Source organism: Humibacillus xanthopallidus (assembly GCF_006716675.1).
In the GTDB taxonomy this organism is placed as follows: Bacteria; Actinomycetota; Actinomycetes; order Actinomycetales; family Dermatophilaceae; genus Humibacillus; species Humibacillus xanthopallidus_B.
Genome location: NZ_VFPM01000002.1, coordinates 336,294 through 352,997, shown reverse-complemented (window position 1 = coordinate 352,997; position 16,704 = coordinate 336,294). Strand labels below are relative to the sequence as shown.

Here is a 16,704-nt window from a genome sequence, read left to right as displayed (position 1 = left end):
CATGCAGCTGAGCTCGTCCACCGTCGCCCTCGTCACCGGAGGTGGCTCCGGCCTCGGCGGCGCCACGACCCGTCGGCTCGTCGCCGACGGCGCGACGGTCGTCATCGTCGACCTCGAGGGCTCGACCGCACCGGCGCTCGTCGAGGAGCTCGACGGGCAGCGTTCGGGCAGTGCGGTCTTCGTCGCCGCCGACGTGCGCGACGAGGCCCAGGTGCAGGCGGCTGTCGACCGGGCCACCTCCCTCGGTGAGCTGCGCGTCGCCGTCAACTGCGCCGGCGTCGCCACCCCGGGGCGGGTCGTCGGTCGCGGGGGCCCGCTGTCGCTGGAGACCTTCAAGACGGTCATCGACATCAACCTCGTGGGCTCGTTCAACGTCCTGCGCCTCACGGCCGCGGCGATGCTCGCCAACGAGCCGGTCGACGGAGACCGCGGCGTCATCGTCAACACCGCGAGCATCGCGGCCTTCGACGGACAGATCGGCCAGGCCGCGTATGCCGCGAGCAAGGGTGGCATCGTCGGGCTCACGCTGTCGGCGGCTCGGGACCTGGCAGACAAGGCGATTCGTGTCATGACGATCGCTCCGGGCACCTTCGAGACGCCGATGCTCGCCGGCCTTCCGGGTGAGGTCAAGGAGGTCCTCGAGAAGCAGGTGCCGCACCCCTCCCGGCTGGGTCGCCCCGAGGAGTACGCGAGCCTCGTGCGTCACATCGTCGACAACCCCATGCTCAACGGCGAGGTCATCCGTCTCGACGGCGCCCTGCGGATGCCGCCGCGCTGACAGCCGGAGGCGGCGCACTCGACTCTCGAGTGCCCACTTCCCGACGAACCAAACTGAGCACTCGACTCTCGAGTGCCCACTTCCCGACGCACCAAACTGAGCACTCGACTCTCGAGTGCTCAGTTTCGTGCGGCTTGGGCAGAATGGTGAGGTGAACGAACCCGGGGACGACCTCGTGATCGCGCCCGGCCCCGGGCTGCGGCGTGGCCTCGTCATCCCCGCCTCAGAGCTCGTCGAGCGCTTCAGCCGGTCGTCCGGACCCGGCGGTCAGGGCGTCAACACGACCGACAGCCGCGTCGAGCTGCTCTTCGACCCCGCCGGCTCGGCCGCGCTCGACGACATGCAGCGCGAGCGGCTCGCGCGCGCCCTGGAGGACCGGCTCGTGGCCGGCAGGATCTCGATCGTCGCGTCGGAGCACCGGTCGCAGCTGCGCAACCGGGCGGCCGCGCGCGCTCGCCTGTCGGAGCTCTTGCGCACCGCGCTGGCGCCTCCACCGGCGGCACGTCGGGCCACCAAGCCCACGAAGGTTTCGCAGCGGCGCCGGCTCGAGAGCAAGAAGCGGCGCTCCGACCTCAAGTCCGGGCGCGGTCGCGTCACGGGCGAGTGACACGCGAGTGGCGCGTGCCCGAAGGCACGCGCCACTGCCGGGTCGTGCGTGCGTCGTCAGGAGACGACGGCGTCGATGACCTTCTTCACCGCGCTCGGCTGCTCAGGCCGGCGTGGCGCCGTCTTCTTCGCCTCGATCATCTCGGCCCCGAGCTGCTGGAGCTGGGTCCGGCTCAGGCCCTCGCGGACCTTCGGGAACCACTCCTGCTCCTCCTCGTCGATGTGGTGCGTGACGTTCTCGATGAGCACGGTCGTCTTCGCGTCGAAGCGCTCGTCGGTCGGCTGCATCGCGGCCAGCTCCATGCAGAGCACGTCGGCGACGTGGTGCTCCTCGTACGACTCCAGCACGTCGTCCTCGAGGTCGGGCAGCAGCTCACGCACCCGGGGATACATGATCTCGTTCTCGATGTAGGTGTGCACGGTGAGCAGCTCGAGGATGGTGTCGACGATCTTCCCCTTCTGAGCGGGGGTCTTGCCCGGCTTCTCGAACTCGCGGAACTGGGCCTTGACCTCCTTGTGATCGGACTTCAGCAGGACGATGGCGTCGGTGGACATGGTGCTCCTTGCAGCGTGCGGCGTGGTGCTCGTTCAGGTGGCGCGAGGTGCGCACCCCTCCCATGCCCCTACCCGCTCGGCCTCAAACCGACCCGCGCGGCCCGTGTGGTGGGTCGAGACGCGTGGTGGCCACCACCGCTGCGAGGTCGATCGGCCCATAGACGTGGGGGAACCGCTCACCCGTCACGGGGTCACCGACCTCGACGACGACAGGTGAGCTGAGCCGCGACTCGTCGATGTGCAGCAGCACGAGTGGCTCGTCCACCCCGGCATAGAACCGCGAGCGCACCACCGGCCACTGCTCCGCCGACGAGGCGTGCACGAAGCCCTCGTCGTCGAGCGATCGGCCGATCGTCGACCGCGTGTAGGCGCCGTCGCGCTGCGCCTGCTCCCAGTCGGCCTGCTGTGCGAGGTGGTAGATCACGCGGCCCACCTTTCCACGACGGCCCGCCCGGATCACCCCTACGACCGCCTCGAGCGCACGACACTGGAGAGGACCGGGCCGAGGAGGTGTCAACCGGATCGCCCCGTGGGCGCGTTGAGAGTGTGTCCAGCCATGTACGACAGGGGAAGTCACGTGGGAAGCCCAGAACGCGAGGCCGACTTCACGGCATACGTGCGAGCGCGTCAGGCCTCGTTCGCGCGCTTCGCCTACCTGCTGACCGGAGACCCGCACTCCGCCCAGGACCTCGTCCAGTCGGCCCTGGCGAAGGTCTACGGCAGGTGGGAGCACATCAGCACCGTCGACTCCCCCGATGCCTACGTGCGCAAGGTCATGGTCAACGAGCACACGACGTGGTGGCGGCGCCAGTGGCGCCATCGCGAGCGCACCGACAGCGAGCTCATCCGCGTGCACGAGCCGGCGGCCGCCACGCAGCCCACCCACGACGACGACCTGTGGTCGCACGTGCGGAGCCTCTCGCCGCAGCAGCGCGCGGCCGTGGTGCTGCGCTACTACGAGGACCTCAGCGAGGCGCAGACGGCCGAGATCCTCGGCTGCACCGTCGGCACCGTCAAGAGCCACACGAGCCGGGCGATCAAGTCACTGCGCGCGACGATGACGGAGGTCACACCATGAGCCTCGACGAGGACGAGCGCGAGCTCCGCGCCATGCTGCACCGGCAGGCCGACGGCGTCGACGTGCGGGGCGACTTCGCACCGGCCGTCATCAGCCGGCGCCGGCGAGACGTGCGCACCCGGGCCGTCATCGGGGCCGTCGCCGCTGCGGCTGCCGTCGCCGTTGCGGTGCCGACCCTGTGGTCGGCACAGGGACCACGCCCCTCCCCCGTGCCCGCGTTGCCGACCTCCACCGCACCGACCACCCCGACGCCCACGACCTCCACCACGCCGGCGCCCACCCGCTCGACCACCGCCTCGATCACCTCGGCCACCCCGACCACCCCGGCTCCACGGGCGGGTGCCATCGCGACGCGCGACACGGCATACGCCCTCGACGACACGATCCGCTTCGGTGAGACGGTGCTCCGCCTCGAGAAGGGCACCGTCGTCGAGAGCTTCGCCGTGCTCGCGAACGGCGGCTTCGTCCTCCAGTCGCACCTGTCCACCGGAGCGTCGAACAGCGAGATCGAGATCCTCTCCCCGGCCGGTCGCACCGTGCGGGCCGCGGGCCAGTCAGGGGCGTATGCCGTGTCGCCTGAAGGCACCCGCGTGCTCGTCAAGGACGGCAGGGCCAACACGGTGGTGGTCTACGCGGACGACGGGACGGTCGTGGGTCAGCGCCAGGACGCCCGCGAGGTCGGTGCGATCGTCGGCGACGTCGCCTACCTGACCGGCGACACGTCCGAGGGCTCGCTCGAGTGGGATGTCGCGACGGGCAATACGCGGAAGCTGCCGGCGCACCTCGTCGCAGTCTCGCCGGACCGCACGCGGGCTGCCCTCCAGTGGTTCGTGGCCACCGACGCGATGGACGACGTCTGCTGGGCTGTCGTCGACCTCACGAAGCCGGCGTTCCCGAGGACGGTCGAGCGCTGCGGCGCGGGCGAGAACCCGACCCTGTTCATGCCAACGGCGTTCTCCGCCAAGGGGACCTACCTCGTCGGCTCGCACTACGTCGACGGCGGGTTCTGGTTCAGCGCCGGGGTCGTGCGCGTCACCGACGGGCAGGTGGTCCTCGGCGGCACCGGTGGCCGGGTCGTCTCGGGCTGGACGTGGCACCTCGACGCCGGGGAGTCGACGTTCCGCATCTCACGCAACACGTCGGAACCGTTGTCGCCGGCAACGAGCAACACCCTCCAGGCGTGCAGCCTGTCGATGGAGTGCACGGAGGCTCAGCCCGCGGTCGACCTCTCGGGGCGCGGTGGACTCACCGAGGGGCGCTACGCCGTCCCGAGGTGACCTCGACGCCGTCACCGGCCCTGTCGCTCACGAGCGGCTGGGTGGGCTCGGCGTGCCCGCCGCGAGCCGGAGTGCCTGCACGTCCCGCACCGTGATGCGGCCCCGGAGGAGCTCGACGACACCCTCGGCTTCGAGGCGCCGGAGCACGCGGTTGGCGGTCGGACGGGTGACGCCGGCGAGCTCGGCCAGACCGGTCTGGTTGAGCGACACCGTGACCGGTGAACTCCTCTGCGCGGGAGTGGAGTACATGCCGCAGAGGTTGACCAGACGTCGGATCACCCGCTGCTCGGCGGGCGCGTGGAGCGCCTCCATGAGCGCATCGGTGAGACGGTCGATGCGGGCGACGAGTAGGCGCAGCAGCAGGCGGTTGACCTCGGGGTGCGTGGCGCAGAGCCGTTCGAAGTCGCCGTACGCCAGCGTCATGGTCACCGTCCGCTCGACGGCCTCGATCGTGACGGTGCGGCGCCCGCCACGCCGGATCATGGCGAGCTCGCCGAACGCCTGACCGGGCCCCATGAGGCTGTATGCGTGGACGTCGCCCGCCTCCGAAGCGCGACGAGCGACGACGCGCCCCTCGATGACGAAGTGCATCGTGTCCGCTGGGTCGCCCTCGTGGCAGATGATCTCGCCGGCCCGGTAGGTGTGCCGATGCATCCGCGAGACCACGGCGCGCTGCTCGGCGGGACGCAGCTCGGAGAGGAGCCCGAGGTCGGGCGTCATCAGGTCACGACCAGGGGGCAGGAGAGGTCGCGAGTCCTCCCGGTGTGTCGCCGCGGGCACAGACCGGTGGGCGCGCCCCGGGGATCGTGAGGGGAGAAGGGATCCACCGAGGTCCCGGTGACGAACCCCCCACAGAGAGGCACTCCGATGACGACGACGACAGCCCGGCGAAGCCGGACCGACCTCGCCCACCACCACCCGCGGGTCTGCCGCACGGAGCTGGGCGGATGGACCTGGGAGTGCGCCTGCGGTGGTGCGTCCGCCCGGTCACGCACCACGCGTCTCACGTGGCACCAAGCCTTCGTCGGCGCGCTCATCCACTCGGCGAGCATCTGCCCGTGAGGCATCCCGAGCGCTCACCGAGACCGTGACGGTGCCAGTGGCACCGGGGAGAGGGAGTCATGCGCCTCGGCGAGAAGAGCCGCCTCCGCCCGGTCGAAGACATCCTGGGCGGAGGCTGGCGTGTCGCCGATCGCCGTCATGCCCACCCGGCCGCACTCGGTGATCGAGCTGATCATGTGGAAGACGACGCCGGCCTGTCGTGAGGGATCGAAATGCAGCCCGGTCCGGGCGATGAGGTCGAAGAGGTCCTCGACCCGCAGGCCCCTCAGAGCGTCGTTCTCCAGGTGGTCGGTGGCCACGAGGTGGCGCTCCGCCCCGGCCGGCGTACGGAACACGCATTCGTCGGGCAGGTAGCGCCCGTCGGTGAGGAACTGCAGCGTGAGGAAGGGGTGCGTCGTGCCGCCCTTGCGGAGGTTGATCTCGATGGCGTGCGCCTCCCACGCATCACCGTGGCGGACGACGACGAAGTCGAGGGCGAAGCGACCGAGCACACCCTTGTCGGCGAGCACCCGCCCCACCGCGGTGGCCTCCTGCGTGATCGCCGCCGCATAGGCGGGATCGGCGGGGAACCGAGCGCCGAGGTAGACCTGGCCGGACGGGCCACCCAGGATCTGGTCGTGGGTCGAGAGGATGTCGAGCTCGCCGAGCGGGGTGACCGCCATCTGCACGCTCGGGCTGCGCACCTCGTCACCGACGATGCGCTCCTCCACGATGCCGCCTGCGTCAGCCAGGCGCTGCAGGTAGGTGTCGAGGTCGATCTTCGAGCTCTCCAGCTGCATCTTCCTCACGCGCTCCGTCACGGCTGCACGCACGTCGCCGGAACGAGGCAGCTCTCGCAGGTCGACGAGTGCGTTGCCCGAGCCCGACGCTCCCTCGTTGAGCTTCACCATGGCCCACCCCGCGGCCGGGCGAGCCGTGTGCAGAGCGAGCAGCGCAGCCACCACGTCGTCGACCGAGTGGAGGTCCTCGGCACCGAAGGGGTAGGTGACCCCGGCCTCGGCGAAGGCCCGCCGACAACCCGTCTTGGTCCCCAGGGGAAACAGGCGCGGATCGGCGGCATACATCGGGATGTCGAGCACGAGCGCGAGGTCACGCTCACGCCACGTGCTGTTGTAGGGGATGAGGTGCGAACGCGCCGTGTCGGGGACGAGAGAGGCGATGTGCGCGAGCAGACGCGGGCGGGCGAGCAGCTTGTCGGTCAGCGGCACGGTGGACGAGTCGCCGACGGACACGAGCGACAGGCGCGAGCGCGCATGGCTCGGGATGACCCCTGGCAGCAGCGAGAGGTAGTACTCGACGATCTGGTCACTGATCGGCATCGAGGTGACATAGACCATCCGGAGCCGCGGCTGGCGCAGCAGGAGGAGCAGGAAGAGGAGGCGCTCCTCCATCGCCTGGTTCATCGCCCCCGCAGTCGGGGCCAGCCGGTCGATGCTCATCGAGGGCACGACGACGACCGACTCGAGAGGGTCGTCCTGCCGTATGGACCGCCAGACCTCGGGCAGGCGCTGCTGGAGGTCACCGAAACGCTCCTCCCGCGCGGCTTCGTCGAGATCGTCGAGCAGTTCCATCTGCCCGAGGTCCGGTGCTCCGGTGGTGGCGTTGGCGTTCATGGGTTGCCTTCCGGGTCGATGGTGCCGATGACCTCGTGGACCTCCACGGGGCGGGATATCCCCCGCAGCTCGACGGGCCCGAGCGGTCGCGTCTCGAAGCGCCCATCGAGGCCGGCCCGCACGCGGGGACTGATGAGGATCTGTCGTGCCTGGGCCGCAGCGCAGAGCCGGGCCGCGACGTTGGTGACCGTGCCGATCGCGGCGTAGTCCCATCGCCCCTCGAAGCCGACCCGTCCGAGGGTCGCGTAGCCCTGCGCGATCCCGACGCCGAAGCCGAGGGCATGACCCTGCCGGCGCCAGCCCTCGGTCAGCACGTCGACGCGGTCTCGCATGTCGAGGGCCATGCGCACGGCGCGCTCGGGGGCGTCGACGCAGGGCGGGGGGTCGTTGAAGAAGACCATGAGGCCGTCTCCCGCGAAGTGCTCGAGGGTCCCTCCGTAGGCGAACACGAGCGCGCCGAGGGCCTCGTGGTACTCCCGCAGGACCGCCATGGTCTCCTCGGGCTCGGCCGTCTCGGCGAAGGCGGTGAAGCCGCGCAGGTCGGTGAACACCGTCGTGATGTCGCGGCGATGGCTCTCGAGGAAGGACTCGTCGCCCGTCTCGACGATGAGCTGGGCGATCTGGGGGGACAGGAAGCGACGCAGGCGACCCAACCTCTCGAGGTCGTCGACCTGAGCGGCCACCCGCTCCTCGAGCTCGGCGTTCCAGCTCTCGAGGGCGGCGGCCTGCTCGACGATCGTGTCGTGCAGGCGTTTCATCCGCGCGAGCGACCGCACCCGTGCGACGAGCTCGGCCTGGTCGAACGGCTTCGTGATGAAGTCGTCGGCGCCCATCTCGAGCGCCCGCAGCCTCTGCCGCTGCGCCCCGCTCGCGGTGACCATGATGATCGGGAGCGCTGCCGTGCGGGGTTCGGCCTTGATGCGCGCACACGTGTCGTAGCCGTCGATCCCCGGCATGAGCACGTCGAGGAGGACGACGTCGACATCGGTCTCCTCGAGGGTTGCGAGCGCTGCCTCACCCGAGGCCACGGAGTGCACGACGAAACCCCGGGGCTCGAGGACGGCGCGCATGAGCTTGCGGTTCGTCTCGAGGTCGTCGACGACGAGCACCCGCACGCCGGTGGTGGTCGGCTCCGACGAGCCGTGCGGCTCGACGCTCGTCATGTCGCTCGCCCGTCGTCGCCGCGCGGCAGGTGCCGCCGCACCTGCGCCGGGAACTCCCTGACGCTGATCGGCTTCTCGAGGTAGCCGGCGAAGCCGGACGCAAGGACCCGCTCGCGATCTCGCGCCATCGCGAAGGCCGTCAGTGCCACGACGGGGATGTGGGCCGTGAGCTCGTGCCCACGGATGAGCTCGAGCGCCGCGTAGCCGTCGATGCCGGGCAGCTGGAGGTCCATGAGGATGACGTCCGGCAACGTCGTGCGCGACCGCTCCACCGCTTCCTCGCCCGTCGTCGCGATGACGACGACGAAGCCGCCGTACTCCAGCACGTCACGGGCGAGCTTGAGGTTGCGGGGGTTGTCCTCGACGAGCAGGACAGTCGGTGGCCGGCTCACGACGGCTCCTCGCGTCGCTGGCCGTCCTCGTGGTCGGATGCCACGGCAGCCAGCCGGCGGGCGAGGACGGGCAGGTCGATGCCGGCCTTCTCGGCGACGAAGGCGATCCGTCCCTCCAGCCGCGAGCGGTCTTGTGGCGTCAGGGACTTCGCCGTGAGCACGACGATCGGCGGCCCCTCCGAGTCACGCTCGGGGCGCAGCTCGTCGATGACGGCGAAGCCGTCCACCTGGGGCATGAGCAGGTCCATGACGACGACGGACGGGGAGACCGTACGGACGACGTCGGCCGCCTGCTGTCCACCCGCGCACGTGTGGACCTCCCACCCGAGCGGCTCGAGGGTGCTGCGCACGAGCTTGAGCGCGAGAGGGTCGTCGTCGACGACGACGACGCTGAGCCGGCTCGCGGCCGGGCCGTCGGCCGGTTGCCGCGGCAGCAGGCGGGTCACCGCGGCCAGCAGGTGCTCCCCGCTCACCGGCTTGACGAGGTACTCGGTGGCCCCGAGTGCGAAACCACGACCACGCTCCGGCTCCACGCTGACGACGACGACCGGAACCGTCGCGGTGACGGGGTCGGACTTCAGCAGGGTGAGGACCTCCCAGCCGTTCATGCCGGGCAGGTGGATGTCGAGCACGACCGCGACCGGCTGCTCGCCGCGCACGAGCTCGAGGCCGGCCTCTCCCGAGGCGGCGACCCGCACGCGGAGCCCGGCTGCGCGCAGGTGCAGCTCCACGAGCTCGGCCGACCGCGGGTCGTCCTCGATGACGACGATGGTCGGGCCGGAGGCCGACTCGTCGTCGGCCCTCCAGCGCTGCTCGGCCGCCGCCCGGGAGGCGGCTCGTGGCTGCGGGATCGAGAGGCCGAACGTGCTGCCCTCCCCGGGCGAGCTCGACAGCCAGAGGCGGCCGCCGTGCAGCTCGATGATCCGGCGGCTGAGGGTGAGGCCCAGCCCCGTGCCCTCACTCGTCGAGGCGGAGCGCTGGCCCTGCTGGAAGGAGTCGAAGATGCGCTCCTGGTCGGCGGGGTCGACGCCGACGCCGGTGTCGGAGACGGTCACCTCCACGACGTCGCCGTCGCGCCACGCGCGCACGTCGATCCGGCCGCCGTCGGGCGTGAACTTCACGGCGTTGCTCAGCAGGTTGAGGAGCACCTGCTTGAGCCGCAGCTCGTCGGCGGTGACCATGCCGAGGTCCTGGCTGGAGTCGAGCCTCAGCTGCAGGCCGTGCAGCGCCGCGCGCTCACGCACCAGCGAGATCGCCTGCGAGAGAACGTCGTCCATCGGGAACGTCGTGAGGTCGAGCTCCATCCGCCCCGCCTCGATCTTCGACAGGTCGAGGATGTCGCCGAGCAGCGCGAGCAGGTGCCGGCCGGCCGAGTGGATGTCGCGGAGGTAGTCCTCCTGGCGCTCGTTGACCTCGCCGAACATCCGCTCGAGGAGCACCTCGGAGAAGCCGATGACGGCGTTGAGCGGGGTGCGAAGCTCGTGCGACATGCTCGCGAGGAACTCCGACTTGTGGCGACTGGCCTCAGCGAGCTCGCGGCTCTGCCGCTCGAGCTGCTGGTAGAGCCGAGCGTTGGTGAGGGCGACCGCCGACTGGCTCGCGAAGGCCGAGAGGAGGTCGCAGGTCTCCTCGCTGAAGGCGCCCCGGCTCAGCCGGCGCACGACGAGGGCGCCGACGACCCGGTCCGGCCGCGCGAGCGGGATGGCGACCAGCGAGCGCCACCCCGAGGCGTGGAGGATCGCGAGGTGCGGGTCGAGCGGGAGCGGCTCCGCGTCGAGGTCGGCGATCTGGAGCACCTCGCGGTCGCGGGCGGCTTGGCCGACCCACGTGTGGTCGATGTGGATCTCGGCCCCGCGGAGTGCCTCGACGACGCCCGGGCCGGTGCCGTAGACGGCGCGCACGCCGAAGAGCCCCGTCGACTCGTCGTACTCCATGAGCGAGCCACCGTCGGTGCCCGACAGCCGCACGGCGTGCGTGACGATCGTCGTGAGCACCTCGTCGGCGACGAGCGTCGAGCTGATCGCCTCACCGACCTCGGCCAGCGCCTCGAGCTGCTCCACCTTGCGCACCAGCTCCGCCGAGCGGTTCTCGAGGGCCGTGACGAGCTGGACGTGTCGAACGGCGAGTGCGGCTTGCTCCGCGAAGGTCGCCAGAAGGGTCTCGGCCGCTTCGTCGAACGGAGCCACCGTCGTCCTCCAGACGTTGATGGCCCCGACGACCTTGTCACCCACCACCATGGGGGCACCCATCATCGACCGGTATCCGCCCAGGCGCTGGAAGTCGCTGCGACCGTACTCCGGGTCGGCGAGCACGTCCGTGATCCGGTGCACCGTGCGATCGATCGTGACCCGCCCCACGAGGGTGGCTCGGTCACGAGTGATGGGGTGGCGTGCGATGAAGTCGACGAACTCCTCCGACAACCCGCTCGAGCGGGCCAGGACGTAGGTATCACCCTCGACGAGATAGATCTGCGCCACCTGGGCGTCGAGGAGCCGGCGGGCATTGTCCACGACGGCATCGAAGACCGGGGTCTGTTGTGACGAGGAGCTGGTCAGCACCTGGAGGATCTCGCTCGTGGCACGCAGCTGCTCCTGCACCTCGGCCAGCCGCACCTCGAGCACACGCGCACGGTCCATCCCGGGTGGTCCACTCGACTCCGCGAACCGGCCCATGCCAGTCCTCCATCACGCTGTGAGCAACTCCGATGTCCCCCCCTCCAGCAGTGTCCACCTCACGGCGCCCGTCCACCCGCGAAACGGCGAGGCCCCCGCAGGGCTCGACGGACCCTCAGCCGAGGCCGCGTGCGCCCTGCGCCTGACTGGGTGTCCGCATGGCGGGCGGGGGCGGGGCGGACCCGGCCGGACCGGTCGAGCAGCCTTAGGCTCGCGGGTGTGCAGCCCGGGGGTCGGGCTGCCTACCACGACAAGGGGTCCCTCATGCCTGACACCAAGCCGGCCAACGCGCCCGCTCCCGACATCACCCGCAAGGCGGTCGCCGAGGCGGTCGGCACCTTCATCCTCGTCTTCTTCGCTGTCGGGTCGGCCGTCTTCGGCATCGAGACCATGGGCAAGCTCGGCGTTGCCGTTGCCTTCGGCTTCGTGCTGCTCGCCCTCGCCTACTCCATCGGGCCGGTCTCCGGTTGCCACGTGAACCCAGCGGTCACGCTGGGCGTCCTCCTGCGCAAGGGGATCACGATCCAGGAAGCCGTCTACTACTGGGTCGCCCAGCTCGTCGGCGCGATCGTCGGGGCGGCTCTGCTCAAGCTGCTCGTCTCGAGCTTCGGGGGCGCCACGGACGAGACCGGTGCGCTCGGCACCAACAACTGGGGCGACAGCATCACGGCAGGCGGCACCTTCGTCCTCGAGGTCGTCATGACCTTCCTGCTGGTGTTCGTCGTGCTGCTCGTCACGAACCGCGCCGCTGCTCCCGGCTTCGCCGGACTCGCCATCGGTCTCGTGCTCACGGTCATCCACGTCGTCGGCATCCCGCTCGACGGCACCTCCGTCAACCCGGCCCGCTCGATCGGCCCGGCCCTCTTCAACGGCGGCGAGTCGCTCGCCCACGTCTGGATGTTCATCGTCGCGCCCCTCATCGGTGGGGCGCTCGCAGCGCTCGCGGCGCCGTTCTTCGAGACGGCCACGGACCGCTCGGAGAAGGACCCGACCGGGGCCGACGTCCCGGCCTGACATGCACCGCACACGGTCCCAGCGCGGGCCGTCGCCTCAGCGGCGGCTCGCGTGGACCAGGTCGGGACCGACGTCTGCGCACGAGCGGCACCCGGAGAGCACGAGTGCCTCGAGCGCCTGGGCCGTGAGGTCGTCGAGGAGCACCCGGACGCCGTCGGGGCCGCCGGTGGCAAGCGCCCACAGCACCGGTCGCCCGACGAGGACCGCTTGCGCCCCCAGGGCGAGAGCCTTGAGCACGTGCGACCCGGTGCGCACGCCGCCGTCGACATAGACCTCGACCTCGCCGCCGACCGCATCGGCGACGGCCGGCAGGGCGAGCGGGGTCGGCACCACCCCGTCGAGCTGGCGCCCTCCGTGGGTCGACACGACGACCGCCGACGCCCCGGCGGCCACGCAGTCGCGGGCAGCTGCCGGCGACAGCACACCCTTGGCGACGACCGGGAGCCCACTGGTCTCTGCGAGCCGCTCGAGATCGCGGGGGCCGACGTCCCGGGCCTGCTGCAGCCGTTCGTCCGTCACGACGCGCCGGTCGAGCGCCGGCACGATGCCGAGGGGCGGAAGGGCCGACGGCAGACCGACCCGCTTGCCGGCCACGACCGGGGTGTCCACGGTGACCACGAGGGCGAGCGCCCCTGCGGCCGTGGCCCTCTCGACCACCTCGTCGGTGACACCGCGGTCCTGCAGCACGTAGAGCTGCTGCCAGAACGGCCCCACCTGCCCGACGTCCTCGACCCGCGTGCTCGACCGCATCGACAGCACCATGAGGGAGCCTGAGTCGCGGGCTGCGACCGCGACTCCCACCTCGCCCGACGGGTGGGCCAGCCGCTGGGCAGCCATCGGCGCGACGAGCACCGGCGATGCGACCGGCTGCCCCAGAAGGCTCGTCGCCACGGTCGCGCCCGAGACGTCCCGGAGCACGCGGGGTTCGAGCAGCACGTCATCCCATGCCCGGGCCTCGCGCGCCAGGGTGACCTCGGCGCCCGAGCCACCGTCGAAGTATCCGAAGACGTCGTCAGGCAGCAGCTCCTGCGCCCGCCGCCTCAGCAGCTCGTGGTCGATCACCGGTCCAGCGTGAGGTGCACGACGTCAGTCCACAACCGCGCGCGACGCAAAGACGTTGAGGCCCAGCTCGATCGACAGCCTCCGCGTGATCATCTGCCCACGCACGCTGTTGCCGGCCTCGTCGAGCCGTGGCGACCACGTCGCGAGCCCGCCCTTGCCGGGAGACACGGTCACGATGGCGCCGCTGACACCGCTCTTGCCGGGCAGCCCGATGTCCCAGAGCCAGTCGCCGGAGTGCTCGTAGAGTCCGGCCGTCGCCATGACCGCGAGCACCTTGGCGCACGTGCTCTCGCGCACGACCCGCTCGCGGGTGATGGGGTTGACGCCTCCGTCGGCGAGGGTGGCGGCCATGACTGCGAGGTCGTGCGTGTCGACGGAGAGGGAGCACTGGCGCGTGTAGACGTCGGTCGCCACGTCGGGGTCGCCGTGCACGCTGCCGTAGCTGTGCAGCAGGTGCGCGATGCCGTGGTTGCGCAGGTTGGTGCGCGACTCGCAGGCGTAGACCTCGTCGTCGACCGCGAGGTCGCGGCCGGCGAAGCGGCTGAGACCCGCCTGCACGAGACGCCACGCCGCGTCCCCGTCGCCGCCCACCTCGACGAGCAGGCTGGTCGCGGCGATCGCGCCGGCGTTGACCATGGGGTTCATCGTGCGCTGCTCGTTGAGCTCGACCGCCATGACCGAGTTGAAGGGCATACCGGTTGCATTGGCGCCCAAGCGATCTCGCGTGCGGTCGGCCCCCAGCGCGTCGCAGGCGAGCGCCAGCACGAAGGGCTTGGAGACGCTCTGGATCGAGAAGCGCTCACCGATGTCGCCGACCTCGACCGACCGGCCGGCCACCGAGACCACCGAGACCGCGCACGCATCCGGGTCGGCCTCGGCAAGCTGCGGAATGTAGGTCGCGACCAGGCCCTCGTGCACTCCGAGGCTGTCGGCGTGCGCCTCCGTGACGAGCGCGCGCACCGTCTCCTCACCGGGCAGGCTCCCCGTCGAGATCGTCGCCGCCACCGTGCCACCCCCATCCGACCGCGTTGCCGTATGCCGCCCGGCCGGGTCTGCACGCCGGCCGACGCACAACCTCGGCAGCGTCGCAGGCCCGCGCTCGCCATGGCATCACCCGACGGGGGTGATGCCCCTGTGGGACCGCGCCAGCAGAGTCGATGACGCAGGACGTGTCGGCGGTGCGCCGGCGCGATGACGAAAGGACTCGGCATGGCAACGATTCCCCTCGGCTCCCTCACGTCGGCCCAAGGCGACCTCATCCGAGAGACCGAGCCGGCGCGGCTCGCCGAGCTCGACGAGGACGCCCTGCTCGACCTGCACGCGCGCGTGCGTCGTGCCCGCAACAAGTACGTCGGTCTCTACCGCCGGCAGGGTGCCGCCCGCGTGGTCGCCAAGGGTGCCCGCGGCAAGGCCCGGCCCGCCAACCGCACGAACGCCGAGCGGGCCGAGGTCTTCGAGCTCGCGCTGGCCCGGGTCAGCAAGCGCATCGACGTCGTCGCCCGGGCCGCAGCCGCCGAGCTCAAGGCCGAGCGCCTCGCCGCGGCCGCAGCGGTCAAGGCCGGCACCGGGCCCGACACGTCGGGCGCAGCGTCGAGTGGCACCGGCACCGCCGCGGCGTCGACGCGCCGGCGCGCGACGAAGACGACGGGCGGCAAGAAGCGCGACGCGAGCTCCCAGTCCGCCGGCGCCCGTCGGCAGGCCAAGCGCGACGCTCGCTGACCAGCCCGCCCATCGTTTGCAGTCCGGTCCCTGCGCACCCGACGAACTGCTCTCTCGATCGACTCAGTGATCGAGAGAGCAGTCCGTCTGGGTTGGCGTTGCCGGTCGCGTCAGCGCTCTGCCCCGTGGTGGCGACTCCTCAGTCGCGTCCCGGCACCGTGAAGGTGCAGGCCAGCTCGACGAGCAGCCGGGTGCCGAAGCCGGTCGCACCCTTGTTTCGCCAGCCGCGTGCGGCGGGCAGCTGGGCCGTGCCGGCGATGTCGACGTGTGCCCAGGGGGTGTCGCCGACGAACTCCGCGAGGAAGAGCGCCGCGGTGATCGACCCGGCATTCGGCCCGCCCATGTTGGTCATGTCGGCCACCGGCGAGTCGAGCTGGGCACGGTAGGGGCGGTGCAGCGGCAGCGGCCACACCGGCTCGTCGACGACGGCACCCGCACGGCGGACCTGGTCGGCGAGCCCGTCGTCGTTGGCCATGAGACCGGCGACGTCGACGCCGAAGGTGCGCAGGCAGGCACCGGTGAGGGTCGCGATGTCGACGATGGCGTCGACCCCCCGCTCCACCGCCAGCACGAGGGCGTCGGCCATGACGAGGCGCCCCTCGGCGTCGGTGTTGAGCACCTCGACCGTCGTGCCGCCACGCATCGTGAGGATGTCACCGAGCTTCATGGCCGAACCGGAGGGCATGTTGTCGGTGCACATGAGGTAGCCGGTCACCTCGGTGCGACAGCCGACGTCGCGCAGGGCCGTCATCGCCGCGAGCACGGTGGCCGCACCCGTCATGTCGTTCTTCATCTGGGCGTGCGAGTCGTCGCTCGGCTTGAGGCTGATGCCGCCGCTGTCATACATGATGCCCTTGCCGACGAGGGCCAGGTGCCCGGTCGGCGACTCCGGCACGTAGCGCAGGACGACCATGCGCGGCTCGTCGACGCTGCCCATGTTGACCCCGAGCAGGCCTCCGCAGCCCATCTCGATGAGCTCGTCCTTGCCGTAGACCTCGACCTCGAGACCGCTCCGCCGGCCGACCTCCTCGGCCACCTGCGCCATGCGCGCGGCGCTGAGGATCGCGGCGGGACAGTTGGCGAGGTCGCGACCGAGCATCGCGGCGTACGCGAGCACCCGCCCACGCTCGATGCCCGCGCGCACGTCGTCGGCGGCGGCATCGGGGGCGACGATGACGAGGGACTCGAGGGTCGGTTCGTCGCTGCCCTTGCCGATGACGAAGCGCCAGCGGGCGAGCAGGACGCCCTCCACCACAGCGGTCGCGAACTCAGCGGCCGTCAGCCCTGTCTCGCCGGCTGGGAGCTCGACGGCCAGGCGCTTCTGGTGAGGCACGGCCCGGGCGAAGTCGGCAGCGAGGTCGCGGACCGTCGCGGCGTCGACGCTCGCGGCGGCGCCGATGCCGACGGCCACGAGTGCCCGGCCCTCGGCGGACGGCACGACGAGCGTGGTCCCCCGGTCGGCGCGGAAGCCGGCGGCCTCGAGAGCAGCTCGGTCGAAGCCGAGATCCGCCGGTACCTCCCCGTCGCTCGCCACGGGGACGGCGACGGCGCGGGCCCGGTCAGGCGTCGGCAGGGACGCCGAGGTCGTGACCTCGATCTCGAGGCTGGCTGACGGGACCGGGTCTGCGGACCGGGCTGCTGGCGTGCTCATGGCGTCTCCTCCGATGCTGGCGCCCGGCCCTCCGAGCGACGTCGAGCGGCAGCTCGCTCGTC

Annotated in this window: 17 protein-coding genes; 7 read left to right on the top strand and 10 right to left on the bottom strand. The window is 71.3% G+C overall.

Annotated features, from left to right (window positions below):
- Nucleotide 1 precedes the first annotated feature (1 nt).
- Together FBY41_RS09555 and arfB are read left to right on the top strand one after the other, a co-directional pair.
- Nucleotides 2-778, top strand: a complete 777-nt coding sequence (locus FBY41_RS09555) for an SDR family NAD(P)-dependent oxidoreductase (protein ID WP_141843862.1) — start codon at nt 2-4, stop codon at nt 776-778.
- A 151-nt stretch (nt 779-929) separates the two neighbouring features.
- Complete coding sequence (gene arfB / locus FBY41_RS09550; protein ID WP_141843860.1) at nt 930-1,385, top strand: alternative ribosome rescue aminoacyl-tRNA hydrolase ArfB; 456 nt, start codon at nt 930-932, stop codon at nt 1,383-1,385.
- 56 nt (nt 1,386-1,441) lie between these two features.
- Here the strand turns inward: arfB and FBY41_RS09545 are convergent, their stop codons facing one another.
- Nucleotides 1,442-1,939: a hemerythrin domain-containing protein gene (locus FBY41_RS09545; protein WP_141843858.1), complete on the bottom strand. Its 498-nt coding sequence runs from the start codon at nt 1,937-1,939 to the stop codon at nt 1,442-1,444.
- Nucleotides 1,940-2,021: 82 nt separating this feature from the next.
- A complete protein-coding gene (locus FBY41_RS09540) occupies nt 2,022-2,363 on the bottom strand; it encodes a DUF952 domain-containing protein (protein WP_141843856.1) in 342 nt (113 codons plus the stop codon).
- Between the two features lie 153 nt (nt 2,364-2,516).
- On the opposite strand from FBY41_RS09540, the gene FBY41_RS09535 reads away from it, so the two are divergent.
- Nucleotides 2,517-3,017 carry a SigE family RNA polymerase sigma factor gene (locus FBY41_RS09535; RefSeq protein WP_141843854.1) on the top strand — a complete coding sequence of 167 codons (501 nt, stop codon included), beginning with the start codon at nt 2,517-2,519 and terminating at the stop codon, nt 3,015-3,017.
- Nucleotides 3,014-4,294: a hypothetical protein gene (locus tag FBY41_RS09530; protein ID WP_141843852.1), complete on the top strand. Its 1,281-nt coding sequence runs from the start codon at nt 3,014-3,016 to the stop codon at nt 4,292-4,294. The genes FBY41_RS09535 and FBY41_RS09530 overlap by 4 nt, the downstream gene beginning before the upstream one ends.
- Before the next feature lie 27 nt (nt 4,295-4,321).
- Here FBY41_RS09530 and FBY41_RS09525 read toward each other — a convergent pair whose 3' ends face one another.
- Complete coding sequence (locus FBY41_RS09525; protein ID WP_141843850.1) at nt 4,322-5,014, bottom strand: Crp/Fnr family transcriptional regulator; 693 nt, start codon at nt 5,012-5,014, stop codon at nt 4,322-4,324.
- Between the two features lie 147 nt (nt 5,015-5,161).
- On the opposite strand from FBY41_RS09525, the gene FBY41_RS09520 reads away from it, so the two are divergent.
- Entirely contained in the window at nt 5,162-5,356 is a 195-nt protein-coding gene (locus FBY41_RS09520) for a hypothetical protein (protein ID WP_141843848.1), read from the top strand.
- A 14-nt stretch (nt 5,357-5,370) separates the two neighbouring features.
- Here FBY41_RS09520 and FBY41_RS09515 read toward each other — a convergent pair whose 3' ends face one another.
- From FBY41_RS09515 to FBY41_RS09500, 4 genes are read right to left on the bottom strand one after another with little or no spacing between them, the layout of a single operon-like run.
- Entirely contained in the window at nt 5,371-6,969 is a 1,599-nt protein-coding gene (locus tag FBY41_RS09515; RefSeq protein WP_141843846.1) for a peptide ligase PGM1-related protein, read from the bottom strand.
- Nucleotides 6,966-8,132, bottom strand: coding sequence for an adenylate/guanylate cyclase domain-containing protein (locus tag FBY41_RS09510; protein WP_141843844.1), 1,167 nt, complete (start codon nt 8,130-8,132; stop codon nt 6,966-6,968). Before FBY41_RS09510 ends, FBY41_RS09515 begins: the two co-directional genes overlap by 4 nt.
- The gene (locus FBY41_RS09505; RefSeq protein WP_141843843.1) at nt 8,129-8,524 is read right to left on the bottom strand and encodes a response regulator; all 396 of its coding nucleotides are present in this window, start codon (nt 8,522-8,524) and stop codon (nt 8,129-8,131) included. Before FBY41_RS09505 ends, FBY41_RS09510 begins: the two co-directional genes overlap by 4 nt.
- A complete protein-coding gene (locus FBY41_RS09500) occupies nt 8,521-11,160 on the bottom strand; it encodes a hybrid sensor histidine kinase/response regulator (RefSeq protein WP_260439673.1) in 2,640 nt (879 codons plus the stop codon). Before FBY41_RS09500 ends, FBY41_RS09505 begins: the two co-directional genes overlap by 4 nt.
- 300 nt (nt 11,161-11,460) lie before the next feature.
- Between FBY41_RS09500 and FBY41_RS09495 the strand changes: the two genes are divergently transcribed.
- Entirely contained in the window at nt 11,461-12,210 is a 750-nt protein-coding gene (locus FBY41_RS09495) for an aquaporin (RefSeq protein WP_141843840.1), read from the top strand.
- 36 nt (nt 12,211-12,246) lie between these two features.
- On the opposite strand, the gene FBY41_RS09490 is transcribed toward FBY41_RS09495, so the two are convergent.
- Together FBY41_RS09490 and glsA are read right to left on the bottom strand one after the other, a co-directional pair.
- Entirely contained in the window at nt 12,247-13,272 is a 1,026-nt protein-coding gene (locus FBY41_RS09490) for an alpha-hydroxy acid oxidase (protein WP_141843838.1), read from the bottom strand.
- Nucleotides 13,273-13,296: 24 nt separating this feature from the next.
- Nucleotides 13,297-14,277, bottom strand: a complete 981-nt coding sequence (glsA, locus tag FBY41_RS09485; protein ID WP_141843836.1) for a glutaminase A — start codon at nt 14,275-14,277, stop codon at nt 13,297-13,299.
- 204 nt (nt 14,278-14,481) lie between these two features.
- On the opposite strand from glsA, the gene FBY41_RS09480 reads away from it, so the two are divergent.
- Nucleotides 14,482-14,991 (top strand): hypothetical protein, encoded by a 510-nt coding sequence (locus tag FBY41_RS09480; protein ID WP_141843834.1) that lies wholly within the window; start codon nt 14,482-14,484, stop codon nt 14,989-14,991.
- A 139-nt stretch (nt 14,992-15,130) separates the two neighbouring features.
- On the opposite strand, the gene FBY41_RS09475 is transcribed toward FBY41_RS09480, so the two are convergent.
- A complete protein-coding gene (locus FBY41_RS09475) occupies nt 15,131-16,642 on the bottom strand; it encodes a leucyl aminopeptidase family protein (protein ID WP_141843832.1) in 1,512 nt (503 codons plus the stop codon).
- Nucleotides 16,643-16,704 lie beyond the last annotated feature (62 nt).

What these genes read in the sequence shown, in the direction of transcription:
- FBY41_RS09555 (WP_141843862.1), top strand. Translation starts at nt 2, where the DNA reads ATGCAGCTGAGCTCGTCCACCGTCGCCCTCGTCACCGGAGGTGGCTCC.
- FBY41_RS09545 (WP_141843858.1), bottom strand. Translation starts at nt 1,939, where the DNA reads ATGTCCACCGACGCCATCGTCCTGCTGAAGTCCGATCACAAGGAGGTC.
- FBY41_RS09530 (WP_141843852.1), top strand. Translation starts at nt 3,014, where the DNA reads ATGAGCCTCGACGAGGACGAGCGCGAGCTCCGCGCCATGCTGCACCGG.
- FBY41_RS09525 (WP_141843850.1), bottom strand. Translation starts at nt 5,014, where the DNA reads ATGACGCCCGACCTCGGGCTCCTCTCCGAGCTGCGTCCCGCCGAGCAG.
- FBY41_RS09520 (WP_141843848.1), top strand. Translation starts at nt 5,162, where the DNA reads ATGACGACGACGACAGCCCGGCGAAGCCGGACCGACCTCGCCCACCAC.
- FBY41_RS09515 (WP_141843846.1), bottom strand. Translation starts at nt 6,969, where the DNA reads ATGAACGCCAACGCCACCACCGGAGCACCGGACCTCGGGCAGATGGAA.
- FBY41_RS09510 (WP_141843844.1), bottom strand. Translation starts at nt 8,132, where the DNA reads ATGACGAGCGTCGAGCCGCACGGCTCGTCGGAGCCGACCACCACCGGC.
- FBY41_RS09500 (WP_260439673.1), bottom strand. Translation starts at nt 11,160, where the DNA reads ATGGACCGTGCGCGTGTGCTCGAGGTGCGGCTGGCCGAGGTGCAGGAG.
- FBY41_RS09495 (WP_141843840.1), top strand. Translation starts at nt 11,461, where the DNA reads ATGCCTGACACCAAGCCGGCCAACGCGCCCGCTCCCGACATCACCCGC.
- FBY41_RS09480 (WP_141843834.1), top strand. Translation starts at nt 14,482, where the DNA reads ATGGCAACGATTCCCCTCGGCTCCCTCACGTCGGCCCAAGGCGACCTC.
- FBY41_RS09475 (WP_141843832.1), bottom strand. Translation starts at nt 16,642, where the DNA reads ATGAGCACGCCAGCAGCCCGGTCCGCAGACCCGGTCCCGTCAGCCAGC.